Origin of the sequence: Sphingomonas epibiotica, assembly GCF_039615155.1 — a bacterium.
In the GTDB taxonomy this organism is placed as follows: domain Bacteria; phylum Pseudomonadota; class Alphaproteobacteria; order Sphingomonadales; family Sphingomonadaceae; genus Sphingomonas.
This window is the reverse complement of record NZ_JBDGHY010000001.1, coordinates 457183-475183: the sequence shown is the minus strand read 5'-3', so window position 1 is coordinate 475183 and position 18001 is coordinate 457183. Positions and strand designations below refer to the sequence as shown.

At 65.5% G+C, this 18001-nt stretch carries 12 protein-coding genes, 2 tRNA genes and 1 pseudogene; 6 read left to right on the top strand and 9 right to left on the bottom strand.

What is annotated here, in order from left to right; translation table 11 throughout:
• Positions 1-104 precede the first annotated feature (104 nt).
• Positions 105-2939 (top strand): TonB-dependent receptor, encoded by a 2835-nt coding sequence (locus tag AAIO73_RS02285; protein WP_345875934.1) that lies wholly within the window; start codon positions 105-107, stop codon positions 2937-2939.
• Positions 2940-3236: 297 nt separating this feature from the next.
• Positions 3237-4199, top strand: a complete 963-nt coding sequence (locus tag AAIO73_RS02280) for a family 43 glycosylhydrolase (RefSeq protein WP_345875933.1) — start codon at positions 3237-3239, stop codon at positions 4197-4199.
• A gap of 204 nt (positions 4200-4403) precedes the next feature.
• On the opposite strand, the gene AAIO73_RS02275 is transcribed toward AAIO73_RS02280, so the two are convergent.
• Positions 4404-4964, bottom strand: a complete 561-nt coding sequence (locus AAIO73_RS02275) for an FKBP-type peptidyl-prolyl cis-trans isomerase (protein ID WP_345875931.1) — start codon at positions 4962-4964, stop codon at positions 4404-4406.
• A gap of 139 nt (positions 4965-5103) precedes the next feature.
• Here AAIO73_RS02275 and asd point away from each other — a divergent pair, with 139 nt between their 5' ends.
• Positions 5104-5955 carry an archaetidylserine decarboxylase gene (gene asd / locus AAIO73_RS02270; RefSeq protein ID WP_345875930.1) on the top strand — a complete coding sequence of 284 codons (852 nt, stop codon included), beginning with the start codon at positions 5104-5106 and terminating at the stop codon, positions 5953-5955.
• Here asd and AAIO73_RS02265 read toward each other — a convergent pair.
• The 8 genes and pseudogenes from AAIO73_RS02265 to AAIO73_RS02230 form a co-directional block, all read right to left on the bottom strand.
• A pseudogene (locus AAIO73_RS02265) lies at positions 5923-6888 on the bottom strand (2-hydroxyacid dehydrogenase). The gene asd and the pseudogene AAIO73_RS02265 sit on opposite strands and share 33 nt — an antisense overlap.
• Positions 6889-6951: 63 nt before the next feature.
• Positions 6952-7027: transfer RNA gene (locus AAIO73_RS02260), tRNA-Lys, on the bottom strand.
• An 11-nt stretch (positions 7028-7038) separates the two neighbouring features.
• Positions 7039-7114: transfer RNA gene (locus AAIO73_RS02255), tRNA-Lys, on the bottom strand.
• Between the two features lie 114 nt (positions 7115-7228).
• Positions 7229-8365 (bottom strand): rod shape-determining protein RodA, encoded by a 1137-nt coding sequence (gene rodA, locus AAIO73_RS02250; protein WP_345875928.1) that lies wholly within the window; start codon positions 8363-8365, stop codon positions 7229-7231.
• The gene (mrdA, locus tag AAIO73_RS02245) at positions 8362-10398 is read right to left on the bottom strand and encodes a penicillin-binding protein 2 (RefSeq protein WP_345875926.1); all 2037 of its coding nucleotides are present in this window, start codon (positions 10396-10398) and stop codon (positions 8362-8364) included. Before mrdA ends, rodA begins: the two co-directional genes overlap by 4 nt.
• On the bottom strand, positions 10395-10895 hold the full coding sequence (gene mreD / locus AAIO73_RS02240; RefSeq protein ID WP_345875924.1) for a rod shape-determining protein MreD: 501 nt from the start codon (positions 10893-10895) through the stop codon (positions 10395-10397). Before mreD ends, mrdA begins: the two co-directional genes overlap by 4 nt.
• On the bottom strand, positions 10892-11791 hold the full coding sequence (mreC, locus tag AAIO73_RS02235) for a rod shape-determining protein MreC (protein WP_345875923.1): 900 nt from the start codon (positions 11789-11791) through the stop codon (positions 10892-10894). The genes mreD and mreC overlap by 4 nt, the downstream gene beginning before the upstream one ends.
• 17 nt (positions 11792-11808) lie before the next feature.
• Positions 11809-12849 (bottom strand): rod shape-determining protein, encoded by a 1041-nt coding sequence (locus AAIO73_RS02230; RefSeq protein WP_056451917.1) that lies wholly within the window; start codon positions 12847-12849, stop codon positions 11809-11811.
• A 155-nt stretch (positions 12850-13004) separates the two neighbouring features.
• Between AAIO73_RS02230 and mutL the strand changes: the two genes are divergently transcribed.
• The 3 genes from mutL to AAIO73_RS02215 all read left to right on the top strand — a co-directional run bounded on the left by mutL (position 13005) and on the right by AAIO73_RS02215 (position 17990).
• Positions 13005-14780 (top strand): DNA mismatch repair endonuclease MutL, encoded by a 1776-nt coding sequence (mutL, locus tag AAIO73_RS02225; RefSeq protein WP_345875922.1) that lies wholly within the window; start codon positions 13005-13007, stop codon positions 14778-14780.
• 10 nt (positions 14781-14790) lie between these two features.
• Entirely contained in the window at positions 14791-16959 is a 2169-nt protein-coding gene (locus AAIO73_RS02220) for a molybdopterin cofactor-binding domain-containing protein (RefSeq protein ID WP_345875921.1), read from the top strand.
• A 317-nt stretch (positions 16960-17276) separates the two neighbouring features.
• Positions 17277-17990 (top strand): hypothetical protein, encoded by a 714-nt coding sequence (locus AAIO73_RS02215; protein ID WP_345875920.1) that lies wholly within the window; start codon positions 17277-17279, stop codon positions 17988-17990.
• Positions 17991-18001 lie beyond the last annotated feature (11 nt).

Sequence of the window (18001 nt, the reverse complement as noted above, 5' to 3'; positions counted from 1 at the left end):
GTTTCCAATTATCACATATATTCGTATTGTGAACGTCTTCCGGCGCTGTTAGGTCGGACAAATCGGCGGCGACAGACCGCATCGCTTTGAACTGGGGAGGAAATATGCACTGCAAGCATTTCTGGCGCGCGTCCGCGTCGCTGCTGGCCGCCACCACCGGCACGCTGCCGCTGACCGCGCTCGCACAGACCGGCGCGCAGGAAACACCGAAGCCGACCACACCGTCCGACCAGTCGGTCAGCCCGACCGCACCCGCGGCCTATGAACAGGCCGGCGCGACCGACGATGGCGATATCGTCGTCACCGGCCTGCGCCGCAGCCTGCAATCGGCGCAGCAGCTGAAGCAGAATTCGGACGGCATCGTCGATGCGATCGTCGCCGAGGATATCGGCAAGCTCCCCGACACCTTCGCCTCCGCCGCCCTCGCGCGCGTGACCGGCGTACAGGTGACGCGCGGCGCGGGCGAAGCGGCGGGCGTCCAGATCCGCGGCCTGCCCGATATCAGCACCACCTATAATGGCCGCGAAATCTTCACCGCCGAAGGGCGGTTCGTCGCGATCCAGGATTTCCCGGCCGGCACCGTCGCCGCGCTCGAAGTCTACAAGTCGAGCACCGCGAATCTGATCGAGGGCGGCATCGGCGGACAGGTCAACGTTCGCGGCCGTCGGCCATTCGATTTCAAGGGCCTCGAAATCTCCGGCTCGCTCAACGGCGTCAACTGGGAGCAATCGGGCGGGCTGACGTGGAACGGCAACCTCCTGGTCAGCGGACGGTGGAACACCGGCATCGGTGAGATGGGGCTGCTGGTCAACGCCTCCTATGTCGGCCTCAATTATCTCGATGCGACGCGCGAACAGTCGCTGGTGATCGGCACCACCAGCGCCGCCAATGCCGGTACCGCCGGCGTCCGCTATCCCGATGCGCAGGGCCGCTTCACCAGCAACGGCAAACGCTGGCGGCCCTCCGCCAATGCCGCCTTCCAATGGCGGCCGAGCAGCGAACTCGAAATTTATGTCGACGGCCTGTATCAGGGCTATCGCGGCCATGATTCCAACCAGTGGATGTTCGTGCCGATCTTCGGCGGCGACGCGTTCCGGCTCAACAACCTGACCACCCGCGACGGCAACCCGACCATCGCCCAGAGCGCGACGGTGGTCGGCGCCAACACACCCGACGGCTATTTCACCTCCGCCAACGGCCGCACCGATACCTATCAGGTCGGCGGCGGCGCGACCTGGACCCGCGACCGGCTGCGCCTGTCGGCGGATGTCGCCTATACCGACAGCGCCTACACGTTTAACCTCAACAATATCGATTATCTCTTCGCCAGTTCGCCGACCCGCAACGTCGTGTTCGAAACGCCCAGCGGCAATTATGGCGGGCCGAGCTTTAACTTCGTCGATTTCGACGTAACCGACCCGGCGAACTTCCTGACGCGCGGCTTCTTTCAGGAATTCCTAAAGGTCGGCGGCAAGGACATTCAGACCCGTTTCGATGCACAATATGATCTGGGCGACGGCTTCCTGAAGGAATTCAAGGTCGGCTTCCGCTACAACGACCGCGACGCCAATCGCGATCGCGGCGCGCCTTATATCAACACGCTCAACGGCAGCGCGCTGACGGACCAGCGCATCCCGATCTCCGCGCTGCCGATCGAGATCGGCTCGACGCGCCCGGCGTTCAAGTTCGACAACGCCTTCCCGGTGAAGACCTTCGCGTCGATCACCGAACCCAGCATCCGCGCGAACATCGCCGAACTGCGCTCCTTCTTCGGCGCGCCCGCCGGCAACCCGGCCTACAACCCGACCGAGAATTTCCGCGCGAACGAGAAAGCGTTCGCGACCTATGCGCAGGTCAAATACGGCTTCGATCTCGGTTCGACGATGAGCGTCGACGGCCTGGTCGGCGTCCGCGCGGTCAAGACCAAGACGCGGATCGGCGGCTTCGCGCGGGACGAGACCGATCCGGCCAACCCGACCTTCAGCCCGGTTACCGCCGAAAACGAATATACCGATTACCTGCCCAACGTCAGCGCGCGGGTTCGCTTCAACGAAAAATTGCAGATGCGCCTCGCCTATACCCAGACGCGGACGCGGCCGAACTTCTTCGACCTGAACCCGACGCTCACCGTCGGGCCGCCGCCGGTCGTCGACCCCAACAACCCGCCCAATCCGAACGATCCGAACAGCAATTTGCGCAACATTTCGGGCGGCAATCCCGATCTGAACCCGTTGACTTCGGACAATTACGACATCAGCCTCGAATGGTATTTCTCGCGCACCGGGTCGCTGACCGGCGCGTTGTTCCGCCGCGATGCGCAGGGCTTCATTTCGCGCGTCGCCGTTGCTCCGGTCGATTTGGGCTATGGTCCGTCGCGCTTCGATCGGCCGGAAAATACCGGCAAGACCCGGTTCAACGGGGCGGAGGTCGCCTTCACCAGCTTCCTCGACTTCGACAGCCTGCCCGAATGGATGCGCGGCTTCGGCGTACAGGCCAACGCGACCTATATCGACGCGCGCGGCGACCTTGCCACCGGGCTCAGCGCCTCGCCCAACGTGGCGGGTACGCGCGTGCCGTTCACCGGCGTGTCGGAATGGTCGGGCAACCTTGTCGGCTTGTACGAACGCTCCTTCTTCTCGGCGCGGCTGGCCTATAACTATCGTTCGGACTTCGTCAGCTATTACAGCATCGAACCGCTCGACATCGGCGCGGACGGATCGCCACGCACCCGTGCGGTGATCGAAAAGGGCCGGGGACAGCTCGACTTCTCGACGACGCTGACGCCGGTACCGAACGTCACGCTGGCCTTCGACATCGTCAACCTGCTCGGCAACCCGATCAAGCGGACCCGCCAGTTCAACGATGCCGGCGACGTCTACACCCGCCAGGTCCAGTATCTCGAACGCGTCTACTCGCTCGGCGTCCGCTTCCGCTTCTGACGGGTCTCCTGTTCTCCTGACCGTGGGGGGCAGGGCGGGGACGGGTGGTCGGTGATCGAGCGTCACGGCCACCCGGACTTGCCAGCCCGCCCATTCGAGAACATTTTTGGCAAGATCGGTACTTAACCCGAAGCACCACGTACCCCGGCGAAGGCCGGGGTCCAGTTGGAAAGGCTTCTCGATAATAAGTCGACGTTCCCCGACTGGACCCCGGCCTCCGCCGGGGTACGGCCTGGAACGCCCCGCCAGCGACATAATCCGCGTCCGTTGACCCTCCGAACCCACGGAAACCTTCTCATGCGCAAACACCTGTTCCTGCCGCTGATCCTCCTCACCAGCGTCGCCGCCGCCCCGGCCGGCAACCCGCAGTTCGAGGGCGCCGATCCACACGCCATGTTCATCGGCAATGAACTCTGGGTCTTCCCGACCGGCGGGCCCGGCGGCAGCTGGGCCGCCGACCGCTTCGGCGCCTTCTCGACCCGCGACCTGAAGAACTGGCGCCCGCGCGGCGAACTGATCCGTCGCGATCAGATCGGCTGGATCAAGGATGACGGCGCACCCGAACATTTCCTGTGGGCGCCGGGCGTCGCGACGCGCAACGGCAAATATTATCTGTATTTTTCGGTCGGCCCGCAGAACCCGACGCCCAGCCGGATCGGCGTCGCCGTCGCGGACCGGCCGGAGGGGCCGTATCGCGACAGCGGCCGTCCGCTGGTGACCGGGGGGCAGGGGTTCGAGGCGATCGACCCGATGGTCTTTAACGATGCCCGCTCGGGGAAAAGCTATCTTTATGCGGGTGGCAGCGCCGGTTCGAAGCTGCGCGTCTGGGAACTCAAACCCGACATGGTGACGATCGCGCGCGAGGTGCTCGTCGCCAACCCGCCGCAATTTACCGAGGGCGCGTTCCTGCACGAACGCGGCGGCACCTATTATCTGTCGTACAGCCACGGCCGCTTCAACGGCCCCAGCTATTCGGTCCATTACGCCACCGCGCCGTCGCCGGTCGGCCCATGGAAATATCGCGGTGCGATCCTGACCAGCGACGCGACGCACAAGGGGCCGGGGCATCACAGCTTCGTCAAGGCGCCGAACGGTCAATGGCTGATCGTCTATCACCGTTGGGAAAATCCGCAGGGCGCCGAACCCTATCGCGGCGAACGGCAAGTGGCGGTGGATCGTGTCCAATACTCCCGCGACGGGCGCATCCTGCCGATCCGGATGACCGACGGGGCCGCCGCACCGACGCTGGCGGCCCGTTAGGGTAGGATGACAAAACCTGACCCGTTCGTGCTGAGTAGGGGCTGAGCCTGACGAAGACCCGTATCGAAGCACCTGCCCCAAACGGTCCTTCGATACGCCATTTCGATAAGCTCAATGCCTGCCCTGAGCGACTGCCGCAGGCAGGCAGTCGAAGGGGCTACTCAGGACGAACGGGTCAGGCGCATGTCATCAAACTCTCAGGCCTTACGGCTTGGCCGATGTGGCCGGCTGCGCTTCGGCCGGGGCAGGGGGATTGTTCATCGCCTGCACTTCGGCGGCGGTCTTGAAATCCAGCAGTTCGACCTGGAACACCAGATCGGAATTGGCCGGGATCGACCCGGCCTCGCGCGCTCCGTAACCCAGGGCGGCGGGAATGCAGAACCGCACCACCGCCGTGCGGTTCATCGTCTGCAACGCTTGCGAAAAGCCGGGAATGACCTGATCGATCGGCAGCGGCGACTGCATATTCTGGTCGAACACCGCGCCGGTTGCCGCCAGATAGCCGAGATAATTGACCAGCACGATGTCGTTGGCGGCGGGCTTCGCCCCGGTGCCGGGACGCAGCACGGTATAGCCCAGTCCCGACGCCGTCTTCGCCGAACACAGCCGCTGCGCGGCCGGGACGATCGGGTTGAGCGGCAGCGGGATGATGGCGTTGTTCGGCTTCACTGCCGCCGCAGCCGACTGGGTCTGGGCATGGGCGATGGGCGAAACCGCCAGCAGCGGAAGGGCGACGATGCGCGCGACGCGGGACAGGATGGTCATGGGGCGCGGCTATAGGGCGGAGCGTGCAGCGGCGCCACGCGTTTCCGCTGGACATCTCGCGCCGCCCGCCTAGCGTCGGGCGTCCTGCCAAAGCCGGTCGCGACGTCATCGCTATCCGCGCGTCGCTTCCCGAGGCCCCATGTCCGACCGTTTGAAGATCCTGGTCCAGCACCTCCTGCCCAAACGCCACCTGACCGGCTTGGCCGGCCGGGTGGCGCGTGCGGAATCGGCGCTGATGACTCCGCGCCTGATCCGCTGGTTCGCGCGGCGCTATGGTGTCGACATGACCGAGGCCGCCAACCCGGACCTCAGCAGCTACAAATCGTTCAACGAATTCTTCATCCGCCCCTTGCGCGACGGTGTCCGCCCGCTGGCCGGTGTCAACTTCGTGTGTCCGGTCGACGGCGCGATCAGCCAGTTCGGGCGCATCGACGACGGCCGCATCGTCCAGGCTAAGGGGCATTGTTTCAATACGGTCGAATTGATTGGAGGCGACCCAAGCCTCGCCGAACCCTTCCACCGTGGCAACTTCGCCAACTTATATCTCTCGCCCCGCGACTATCACCGCCTGCACATGCCCTGCGACGGCACGCTCTCGCGCATGATCTATGTCCCCGGCTCGCTCTATTCGGTGAACCCGGTCACTGCCCGCGGCGTGCCCAACCTCTTCGCCCGCAACGAACGCGTCGTCTGCTTCTTCGACTCACCGGAAAACGGTCGCTTCGTCATGGTGTTGGTCGGCGCGACGATCGTCGGCAGCATGGCCACCGTCTGGCACGGCGTCGTCAATCCGAAACGCTCGGGCCGGATCGCCGAATGGACCTACGCCCCCGGCGAAGTCACGCTGAAACAGGGCGAAGAAATGGGCCGTTTCCTGCTCGGCTCGACCATCGTGATGCTGTTCGAACCCGGCCGGATCGCCTTCAATCCCGACTGGACGCCGGAACGCCCGGTCCGCCTAGGCGAAGCGATGGGCACCCGCCCGGTTTAGCGTCCGGGTCTCCGGCACCGGCGTCAGCGCCGGACGACCGTCGAACCACGCTACCAGATTGTCGACCACCAACTGCCCCATCGCCGCCCGCGTCGCGATCGACGCCGATCCGATATGGGGCAGCAGCACGACGTTCGGCATCGCCAGCAACGCCGGCGGCACGTGCGGTTCGTCCTCGAACACGTCCAGCCCGGCGCCACCGATCGTGCCGGCCTGCAACGCCGCCACCAGCGCCGCTTCATCGACCACGCTGCCTCGAGCCACGTTGATCAGCACGCCCTGGGGCCCAAGCGCCGCAAGGACCGCCGCGTCGATCAAATGCCGGGTGCCGCTATTGCCTGGAACGATCGCGATGATCACGTCCGATGCCGCCGCCAAGGCAACGGGCGTCTCATAATATTAATAGGCGCCCCCGATTTGCCGCGACCGGCCGTGATAGGCGATCACCACGCCGAACGCCTCCAGCCGCCGTGCGATCGCCTTCCCGATCGCGCCCAGCCCGACGATCCCGACCCGCCGCCCGCGCAACGTCGGCGAAAGCGGGAAGGGGCCGGATGGCCACCGCCCCGCGCGGACAAAGGCGTCCGCCTGCGGAATGCGGCGCAGTGTGGCGATCAGCAACCCGACTGTCAGGTCGGCAACCTCGTCGTCGAGCACGCCCGGCGTGTTCGTGACAACGACGCCCCGGGCGGCGGCAGCCGTCGCATCGACATTATCGTAGCCGACGCCGAAGCTGGCGATGATCTCTAGCGCCGGCAGCCGGTCGAGCCACGTCGCATCGATCATGCCCGCCAGCGTCGTCGCGGCAAGCCCGACGATATTCGGCCCCACCTTCGCCAGAAGCGCATCGCGATCGTCCTCGTCCCACAACCGGTGCAACGTAAATCGTTCGTCGAGCGCCGCAACGACGCCATCGGACAGCGGCGCGGGCATCAATATCTGTGGTCTGGCCATAGGACAGTGTAGCATGGCGAAGGACGGTGCCGATGCGGAAACTGGTGGACGCACTTGGGCTCGAACCAAGGACCCGCTGATTAAGAGTCAGCTGCTCTACCAACTGAGCTATGCGTCCATTCGGACAGGTGGTGGACGCACTTGGGCTCGAACCAAGGACCCGCTGATTAAGAGTCAGCTGCTCTACCAACTGAGCTATGCGTCCGTCGCCTGCGCGATGGGGCGGGTCGGTTTGGAGCCGTTCCGCCGTTGGAGCGGCGCCTTTAGCGAACCTTGGCGACGAAGCAAACCCTATTTTTGCCCGAGCGAAAAATAAGCGTTAGAAGCGCACCCGCTCGCGGTTCTCGCGATCGATCGCCATCAGGATGCCGATACAACCGAGCACCGTCATCTGTGCCGACCCGCCATAGCTGACCAGCGGCAGCGGAATGCCGACCACCGGGGCCAGCCCCATGACCATCATCAGGTTAATCGCGACATAGAAGAAGATCGTCGTCGCCAACCCGCCCGCGACCAGCTTCGAAAACCGCCCCTCGGCCCGCACGCCGACGCCCACGCCCCAGCGGACCAGCAAGATGAAGGCGGTGATGAGCAGCACGCCGCCGACCAGCCCCCATTCCTCCGCCATCGTCGCGAACACGAAATCGGTATGGCCTTCGGGTAGATAGTCGAGATGGCTCTGCGTACCGTTCAGGAAGCCCTTGCCGAAGATCCCGCCTGATCCGATCGCGATCTTGGACTGGCTGATATGATAGCCGGTGCCGAGGGGGTCGCTCTCAGGGTTCAGGAAGATCAGCACCCGGTTGCGCTGATAATCGTGCAGCAGGAAATTGAAGGCTAGCGGCGCGGCGATCGCCACCGCCAGCGCCCCACCGGCGAACAACCGGATCGGCAGTCCGGCAAGGAACATGACGGTGAGGCCGCCGGCGGTAATCATCAGCGCGGTGCCGAGATCGGGCTGTAGCATCACCAACACTACCGGGACGCCCAGCATCGCCGCCGCCGGCCATACCGCACCGAACCGACGTATTTCGCCCGCCGGTAGCAGTTCGTAGAAGCGGGCTAGCGCCAGCACGATCGCCGGCTTCATGAATTCGGACGGCTGGACGCGGATGAAGCCGAGGTCGAGCCATCGCTGCGACCCGCCGCGCACGGCGCCGGCAAGCTCCACCAGAATAAGCATAATCGTGATGACCGCATAGGCGGGCAGCGCCAGATCGCGCCAGAAACTCAGTCGAATGCGCGAGATGCCGATTGCAGCGAGCAGAAAGATCGCGAAGGCGATGCCCTGCCGCGACGCCCATGGCTGAAGGCTGCCGCCTGCCGCCGAGAATAGCACGACCAACCCGAACCCGCCGATCGCCAGCAGCAGGAACAATACCCGCCATGGCAGTTGCGCGAGCGGGGCGGGGACGAAGCCTAGTCCGTGCGAGGTCGTCTGGTTGATGCGTTTCATTCGGTGCGCTGGGTTTCGTTCGATTGGGCGACGGCGGGGTCGGGTTCGATCTGGTTGGCGACGGCCGAGTCGACGACGTTCGTCGTCGCGCCCTCGACATCGGCGGGCGTGGCGGGCACGCTCAGCACCGGCGCCTGTTGCGCGGCCTGGAAGCTGCGCCACTGCGTGGCCATGCGGGTATTGATGTCGCCGCCCCATTCGCGTTCGAGCGGTTCGAGCCGCGCCATCGCCTTTTCGCGATCGAACAGCCACGACAATATGTCGCTGGCGATCGGCGCGGCGGTATAGATATGGCCCGAATGTTCGAGCACGACCGATACCGCATAGCGCGGCGCGGCGGCGGGAGCATAGCCGATGAACAGCGAATGATCGCGCATCTTGAACGGCAACGCGCCATCGCCCAGCACGCCGGTGCGGCGTTCGGCCATGGTGATGCGGCGAACCTGCGCCGTGCCGGTCTTTCCCGCTAGTTCGATCCCCGGAAGCCCCTGAAACCGCGAACGTCCGCCGGTACCGCCGCCGTTGATGACCGCCCAAGTCGCCTTGTGCACTGTGTCCAGCATCTCCGGATCGATGTTCATTGAGGGTGCAGGGCGGTGCGGCGTGTCGAGCAGCAGCCGGGGCACGACCCGTCGCCCTTGCGCGATCCGGGCCGCCATCACTGCCAGTTGCAGCGGATTGGTCAGCACATAGCCTTGTCCGATCGACGCGTTGACCGAATCCGCGACGGTCCACTTCTGCTTGTACTTGCGCAGCTTCCACGCGCTATCGGGTACCGTGCCGTAGCGTTGCGACTGGAAGGGAAGTTCATACTCCTGTCCCAGCCCCATCGCGCGGGCGACGGGGGCAAAGCGATCATAACCCAGTTCGCGTGCCATGGTGTAAAAGTAGATATCGCAGCTTTGCGCGACGGCACCGACCATATCGAGCGGACCATGGCCACCGCGCTTGTGGCAGTGAAAGCGACCGGTGCCGACTTGCAGCACCCCGGTGCAGTTGACGCGACGATGCGGGTCGATGCCGGCCTGCAGGATCGCGAGTGCATGCATCGGCTTCACCGTCGAACCCGGCGGATACAGGCCCTGCAGCGTCTTGTTCATCAACGGAATATGGTCGTCGTCCGACAGCATCTTCCATTCGAGCCGGCCGATGCCGTCGGAAAAGCTGTTGGGATCATAGGCCGGCATCGATACCATCGCCAGCACGTCGCCGGTTACCGCATCCATCACCACCGCCGACCCCGAATTGGGGCCGAGCCGCCGCGCGGCGAATTCCTGAAGGCCGAGGTCGATCGTCAGCCGAACGTTCTTGCCCTGCTTGTCGGGTCGGGTTTCGAGCTCGCGGACGATTTGCCCGCGCGCGGTTACCTCGACCCGCTTGGCACCCGCCGTGCCGCGCAGGTCGGATTCCAGCGTCTTTTCGAGACCGTCCTTGCCGAGCTTGAACCCCGGCGTCACCATCAACGGATCGCGGGTTTCCTTGAACTGCTCGGCGGTGGCAGCGCCGACATAGCCGGTCAGGTGCGCGACCGCCGCACCCGGCGGGTAGCTACGCGAAAAGCCGCGGGTCGGTTGCACGCCCGGCAGTTCGGGCAGGCGGACGCTGACCGCGGCAAAGCGTTCCCAGTCGAGATTTTCGGCCACCTGCACCGGCGTGAAATTGCCAGCACGCTTCAGGTCGGTCTGGATACGCGCCATGTCCTCGACGGTCAGCGCCAGCAATTGCTGCAACTCGCCGAGCACCCGCGCGCCTTCCTCCATCCGGTCGGGGATCAGGTCGACGCGGAAATCGGTGCGGTTGTTGGCGATCGGCGCGCCGTGCCGGTCGATGATCCACCCGCGACGCGGCGGGATCATGGTCAGGTTGACGCGGTTGCTTTCGGCGAGAAGATTATAGCGTTCGTTTTCGGCGACCGAGAGCCACGCCATGCGCGCGGCCAGCACCACGCCGACGGCCGCCTGCGCACCGCCGAGCACCATCGCCCGCCGGGAAAAGCTGAACGCCTGTGCGGCTTCGGTGACGATCCTGCTCATTCATCCTCACGGCCCGCAAGTGCCGTACATAGCCGCGTGGCCAGCGGAAACAACGCCACCGACACCACGATCTGCAATAGCAGCGCGGTATCGACATGTGCCGACAGGCTGCTCGCAAAGACCCGGCCCGCCGTCAGGCACAGCGCGATCGACCCTCCGGCTAGCAACCAGTCCTGCCAGAAATCGCGCGCGACCAGACGCGTGTCGACAAGATCGAGCATCAGGGAACATATTTGCCATAACAGCGCCGCGCTGCCCAGCGGTTGTCCACTCACCAGATCGTCGAACAGGCCGAGTGGTGCCGCTGCCCAGACCGGCAGCGCGCCGGGTTTGAATAGCCGCCAGCCGAGGAACATCAGCAACCCGAACGGCGGCAGGAACGGCACCGATGCGACCACCGGGATCAGCGTCATCAGCGATCCGGCCAGAATGCTGAGGACCGCCTTGCGTGTCAGGACGCGATCGTTGCGATCGTCGTCGGGCCCCAGCAGCTTCATTCGGCGGCGGGCTTGGGGCTGGGTGTGGCGGTCGGGGTCGGGCGGGGAACGGGTGGTTGCAGGAACGCCCGCTCGACCAGCGCGAAGTCCAGCGCGTCGGGTTCGGCAAAGACCCGCGCCGGTGCCACGTCGCGCTGGCTGCGCGACACGCGGGCGACCGGAATGCCGGGTGGGTAGATGCCGCCGGTGCCCGACGTGACGAAGACGTCGCCCGCCAGCAGCGGCGCATTGACCACGCCCGCCGTGCGGACCTCGACCTGTCCGTTGCCCAGTCCCGCGACGATCGCCGACAGTCCGTCGCGCGTGCGGCGGACCGGCACAATGCTTTCGGGGTCGAGGATCAGCAGGACGCTGGCGGTGTTCGGGCTGGTTTCGACCACGCGACCGATCAGGCCGTCGGGGCCGCGTACCGGCTGTCCGCGCAACACCCCCTGGGACGACCCGGCGTTGAGCGTCGCATAGCGGCGCGTGCTGCTGGCCGAACTGTTGACCAGCCGTGCCGCGACCACCGGCGATGCCGAACGGTCGCGCAGGGCGAGCAGCGTCCGCAGCCGCGCATTTTCGCGGTTGAGCGACCGCGCCTGCATCAGATAGCGGCGTGTCGCGGCCTCGCGTGCGCGCAAACGGCGGTTCTCATCGACCGCGCCGAAATAGTCGCCGATGCCGCGCGGCACGGCCGACACTCCGTCCCACGCCCAGTCGAGCCCGGCGGAGACCGGCGTCGTCGCCTCGCGCACCGCACCGCGGAACACGGCGAAGGCACGTGGATCGATAATGGAGATCAGCAACAGAATGGCACCGACGAGCGCGCCGCTGGCCGCCAGCACATAGCCGGCGAACACCGTATATTGCGCCCGCCGCGAAAAGCCCGGACGATGGTTGCGTGGCGGCGCCATGCCCCCGGACCCCTATGTCAGACGGCGAGCAACACGCCCTTGTAGATCGGATCCTCCAGCGCGCGACCGGTGCCGAGCGCGACGCAGGTGAGCGGATCTTCGGCCACCGTCACCGGAAGGCCGGTTTCGTCGCGCAGCACCTCGTCGATGCCCTGCAACAGTGCGCCGCCACCGGTCAGCACGATGCCCTGATCGACGATGTCGGCGGCGAGTTCGGGCGCGGTGTTTTCGAGCGCGATGCGCACGCCCTCGACGATCGCGGCGACCGGTTCGGACAGCGCCTCGGCGATCTGACCCTGATTGATCTGGATTTCCTTGGGCACGCCGTTCACCAGGTCGCGGCCCTTAATGTAGATGAGCGTGCCGATGCCGTCCGCCGGCGGCTTGGCGGTGCCGACTTCCTGCTTGATCCGCTCGGCGGTCGCTTCACCGATCAGCAGATTGTGGTTGCGTCGGACATAGCTGACGATCGCTTCGTCCATCTTGTCGCCGCCGACGCGGACCGACGTCGAATATGCAAGGCCGCGCAGCGACAGCACCGCGACTTCGGTCGTACCGCCACCGATATCGACGACCATCGATCCGATCGGTTCGGTCACAGGCATATCGGCGCCGATCGCGGCAGCCATCGGCTCCTCGATCAGCCAGACCTGCGACGCACCGGCGTTCGATGCGGCGTCGCGGATCGCGCGGCGTTCGACGCTGGTCGAGCCCGACGGGACGCAGATCACGATCTGCGGCCAGCGAATGAAGCGACGCTGGCCATGAACCTTTTGGATGAAGTGCTTAATCATCTGCTCGGCGACGTCGATGTCGGCGATCACACCGTCGCGAAGCGGGCGAATCGCCTCGATCGAACCCGGCGTCTTGCCCATCATCAGCTTGGCGTCGTCGCCGACCGCCTTGACGCGCTTGACCCCGTTCAGCGTCTCGACCGCCACCACCGACGGTTCGTTCAGCACGACACCACGACCGCGCAGATACACCACCGTGTTGGCGGTGCCGAGGTCGATCGCCATATCATGCGACATGAACTTGAAGAAACGCGAGAAGGCCATCGATACTTCCGTCCTTGTCCGCGTGTCCCGACGCGGCGGTTCGCAGCTTGTACCTCGACCCGTCCGTTCGGCCCCTTGTTGAGATGGTGGCCGATCGGTTGCCAAATGGCGGTTGCGGGTCGCGGGATGGCGCCGCTTGGGCTAGAGCGACCCCCATGTCAATACGCCGTCTCCCGGAGCATCTCGTCAACCGCATCGCTGCCGGGGAAGTGGTGGAACGCCCCGCTTCCGCGCTGAAAGAACTGGTCGAGAACGCGATCGATGCCGGGGCGACCCGCATCGGCGTCCGGATTGCTGCCGGTGGTATTGATTTGATTGAGGTTAGCGACGACGGCTGCGGCATGTCGCCGGCCGATATGGCGCTTTCGCTCGAGCGGCATGCGACCTCCAAGCTGCCTGACGACCGGATCGAGGCAGTGACCACGCTCGGCTTTCGCGGGGAAGCGCTGCCTTCGATCGCCAGCGTCGCGCGGCTGGCGATCGAAAGCCGCCCCGCCGGTGCCGAGGGTTGGCTGCGCACCGTCGATAATGGCGAAGTCGTCGAGGATCGACCTGCCGCCTTGCCGCCGGGCACGCGAATCCGGGTGGAAGGGCTATTCGCGCGCGTGCCGGCGCGGCGCAAATTCCTGCGGTCGGCACGGTCGGAATTCGCCGCTTGCGTCGATCAGGTCCGGCGACTGGCAATGGCGCAGCCCGACATCGCCTTCACCCTCGAACATGACGGGCGGCGCGTGTTGGGCGTGCAGGGGGGCGAGTCGCGCCCCGAACGGGTTGCGGCGCTGACCGATCGCGCGCTTGTGGCCAATTCGGTCGGGCTGGATTGGGAACGCGAGGGGATGCGGCTCGGCGGCGTGGCTGGCCTTCCGACCTTTCATCGCGGCATCGCCGATCACCAATATCTGTTCGTCAATGGCCGCCCGGTGAAGGACCGGCTGCTGTCGGGCGCGGTGCGCGGTGCCTATGCCGAGATGCTGGCGCGCGATCGCCACGCGGTGGTGGCGCTGTTCCTCGACGTCGATCCCGACCTGGTCGACGTGAACGTTCATCCGGCCAAGACCGAGGTGCGCTTCCGTGATCCGGCGGCGGCGCGCGGACTGATCGTCGGCGGGTTGCGCCGTGCGCTCGATGAGGCAGGATTTCGCGCGGTGCAGCGACCCGCCGAGGAAGCGATGGCGGCATGGACGTCGGAGCCGATCGCGCCGCCCACACCGTCCACACTAACGCTGCCCCCGCTGGCGGAGGCGACCGCGTCGTCGGGCTTCAGCTTCCACGAACGTCGCCCGACCTTCTTCGCGCCGCCGCCACAGGCGCGGGCCGAGGTCGCGGTCGAACCGCCGCCCGCCTCGACGCAATTCCCGCTCGGCGCGGCGCGCGGGCAGGTTGCGCGCACCTATATCGTTGCCGAGGCCGAGGACGGGCTGGTGCTGGTCGACCAGCACGCCGCGCATGAACGGCTCGTGCTCGAACGGATGCGCGCGGCAATGGCAAAAGGCGGCGTCGCGCGACAGGCGTTGCTGATCCCCGAGGTGGTCGAACTGGACGAAGTCGCCTGCGACTCGCTGGAGGACAAGGCCGAGGAACTGGCCGAATTCGGGTTGGAGCTCGAACGCTTCGGCCCGCGCGCGATGCTGGTGCGTGCCGTCCCGGCGGTGCTGGGACAGGGCGACGTCATCGGCCTCGTCACCGATCTCGCCGATGAGATTCGCGCGCACGATGCGGCGCTGTCGCTCAAGGAACGCATCGACCACGTCGCCGCGACCATGGCCTGTCACGGATCGGTTCGCGCCGGGCGGATATTGTCGGTGGCCGAGATGAACGCGCTGTTGCGCGAGATGGAAGTCACGCCACATTCGGGCCAGTGCAACCATGGCCGCCCGACCTGGATCAAGCTGGCCCATGGCGATATCGAAAAGCTGTTCGGCCGGAAATAGGAAGCAAGCCATGAAGTTCACCGAAGTCGCCGGACCCAACCCGACCGATGCGATGCGGATATTGGGTCGCCCGACCGAGAGGATCGAGGGGCCGCTGAAGGTGACCGGCCGTGCGACCTATGCCGCCGAATTCGCGGTGCCCGACATGGTCTATGGCATGATCGTCACAACGGTGATCGCAAGCGGCCGGATCGACGCGATCGACACCGCCGATGCGCTTGCCGCGCCAGGCGTGCTGACGGTGGTGACGCATGAGAATGCCGGACGCCTTGCGCTGGGCGACGATCACAAGCTGCCGATGCTTGCCGGTCCGCAGGTCGATCAGTTCGGGCAGGCGGCGGCGCTTGTCGTGGCCGACAGTTTCGAAGCCGCGCGCGCCGCCGCGCGACTGGTACGGATCGACTATGCCGCCGAGCATGGCGTCTTCGATCTGGCGGGCGCGAAGGATGCGGCAGAGCGCAATTCCTCCCACGTCCATGGCGATTTCGACCGGGCCTATGCCGACGCGGCCGTGCAGGTCGATGCGACCTATACCACCCCCGATCACGCCCATGCGATGATGGAGCCGCACGCGTCGATCGCATCGTGGGACGGCGACGAACTGACGCTGTGGACCGCGAACCAGATGGTCGACTGGGCCGCGCGCGACATGGCCAAGGTGCTGGGCATGCCGAAGGAAAAGATCCGGATCGTCGCCCACCATATCGGCGGAGGCTTTGGCGGCAAGCTGTGGGTGCGCGCCGATGCGGTACTGGCGGCGGTCGCGGCGCGGCAAGTGGGACGGCCTGTCAAGGTCGTGCTGAGCAGGCCGCAGGTCTTCAACAACACGCCGCATCGCTCGGCGACGATCCAGCGGCTGCGACTTGGCGCGACCCGAGAGGGCCGGCTGACCGCGATCGGTCACGAAAGCTGGTCGGGCGACGTGGCGGGCGGCAGTCCCGAAGGGTCGGGCGCGCAGACCCGACAGTTGTATGCCGCGCCCCATCGCCGCGTCAACGAATGGCTCGCGACGCTGAACCTGCCCGAATCCAACGCCATGCGCGCGCCGGGCGAAGCGGTCGGCATGATGGCGATCGAGGCGGCGATGGACGAACTGGCCGAACAGCTGGCGATCGATCCGGTCGAGCTGCGCATCCTCAACGATACGCAGGTCGATCCCGAAAAGCCTGAACGGCGCTTCTCGCACCGCGACCTTGTCGGCTGCCTGCGCGAAGGCGCCGAACGCTTCGGCTGGAACGCGCGGGCGGCGACGCCGGGCACGCGGCGCGATGGACGCTGGATGGTCGGCATGGGCATGGCGGCGGCCTATCGCGGCAACATCGTGCTGAAATCTGCGGCGCGTGTCGGGGTTGGCGGCGACGGCCGCGTCACCGTCACGACCGACATGACCGACATCGGCACGGGCAGCTACACGATCCTCGCCCAGACTGCCGCCGAGATGCTGGGCGTCGAACTGGAACAGGTAACCGTCCGCCTGGGCGAGTCCAGCTTCCCGATTTCGGCAGGGTCGGGCGGGCAGTTCGGGGCGAACAGTTCGACCGCCGGCGTCTATGCCGCCTGTGTCGGGCTGCGCGACAAGATCGCCGAGGCGGCCGGCTTCGAACCCGCCACCGCGCGTTTTGCCGAGGGTCGGGTTTGGTCGGGCAACAAATCGGTGGCCTTGGGCGACGCCGTGGGCGGACAGTGGATCGAGGTCGAGGACCGGATCGAGTTCGGAAACCTGACGAGGAAATACGTGCAAGCGACGTTCGGCGCGCATTTCGTCGAGATCGGCGTCGATGCCGACACCGCCGAGATCCGCGTGCGGCGGATGCTGGGCGTGTTCGGTGCCGGACGTATCCTCAATCCAAAATCGGCGCGTAACCAGATACTGGGCGCGATGACGATGGGTGTCGGCGCCGCACTGACCGAGGAACTGGTGATCGACCCGCGGCTCGGCGGGTTCATCAATCACGACATGGGCGAATATCATCTGCCGACCCATGCCGACATTCCGCATCAGGAGGTCGTCTTCCTCGACGAGGAAGACCCGTTCTCGTCGCCGATGAAGGCGAAGGGTGTCGGCGAGCTGGGTATTTGCGGCGTCGGTGCGGCAGTTGCCAACGCTGTCTATAATGCGTGCGGGGTCCGCGTGCGCGACTATCCGATCACCGTCGACAAGCTGCTGGCCGGAATGTAGCTTCGTTGGCGCAGCTTCGCACCGTCGCCAATCACGGATTTCGCAATCGCGCGACCGGCCAAGCTATCTTTCTCCGATATAGAATTATCCGGCCGACAACGCGGACGGCAGGGCGGTTTATCGTGCCGATCGCCCTCGCCAATTGGTGAAATTCCCGCCACCCCTTTCCTTAATATTTTACTAATATTTCGGTCCGCCGCAAAAATATTGTTTCGTTGGAACTGCTTGGCGGGTGCGCGGTTCTCCGCTTCGACCGTTCGGCCGGCCACACGGGAACCACCGGGGCACTGCCGAACCGCATTCGCAAGGGGGACATCATGCCAAGCAACAACACACTCATCACCACAGCTGCGTCTTCCGTTCTCGTATCGAACGGCACCAACGACGTTATCACCGGCTATGACATTGCCACCGCCTATGTCGTCAGCAACGGCGACATCGGTGACGACACGATCCTGACGTTCCGCAAGAACGATTCGCTTATCAACTATCACTCGATCGGCGAAAACGTTGATGCAGGCGAGAACGGGCTGATCGCGGTCGACGGTACCAGCGGGGGCGACCAGTTGACGCTGGTCGGCGCCGATGGCGGCGTCGTCAACCTGCGCTATCTGGGGTCGAAGGACGGCGGCCATGCCTATGCCGACGCGTCGGTGCGGCTGGAGGGTTTCACCGAGGGCAAGGTCAGCAACGACACGTTCGATGCATCGAAGGGCAGCTTCACCTTCTTCTACGACAATGCGCTCGGCCTGAACCTCGGCTTCGATACGATCAACGGCTTCGGTGCCGACGACCGCATCGTCACGACGCGCCAGATCCTCGACAATGACGATAACGCCACGATCGGTTTCGGCAGCAACCAGGTGCTCGACCTGTCGGGCGAGGGCGGTCCGAAGTCGAGTGACGCGTACCGGCATCCCGGTGGCCAGATCGACTTGAACGGCGTCGGTCACAACATTCTGTCGATCGATTTCCTGTACAAGGAAACGGTCAACGGCGTGACTTACTATCATTACGGCATCGACGGCTGATCCAACGCCGG